At 52.7% G+C, this 313-nt stretch carries 1 pseudogene; it reads right to left on the reverse strand.

What is annotated here, in order from left to right:
• Positions 1 to 309 (reverse strand): annotated as a pseudogene (locus tag EJV47_RS29010) (hypothetical protein); the annotation flags it as partial.
• Positions 310 to 313: the final 4 nt, after the last annotated feature.

Below are 313 nucleotides of genomic sequence, written 5' to 3' on the forward strand. Positions count from 1 at the left end.
GATGCAGGAGAGGATAATCATCCACAGGCCAGATTCCAGGTCACCAATGGCAAACAGGCCGAAGCGCAGCACCCAGGCAAGCATACTGAAAAACCTGACCTGCTTGATGCCGAAGCGGCGCAGGAAGAAGGGAATGGCGAGGATGAACAGCGTTTCGGAAATCTGCGAGATGGACATGATGATGGCAGGGTACGTCGCAGCTAGACTCCTTAGCGTACCGCCTGGATTAGTCACCAGAGCAGATAAAACCTGTTTGAATGCTTCCCATCCTGTCGCGCCTTCGGAAACGATAGGAGCAGAAGATTCCATTGTT

Origin of the sequence: Hymenobacter gummosus (assembly GCF_003970915.1) — a bacterium.
GTDB classification, from domain to species: Bacteria; Bacteroidota; Bacteroidia; order Cytophagales; family Hymenobacteraceae; genus Solirubrum; species Solirubrum gummosum.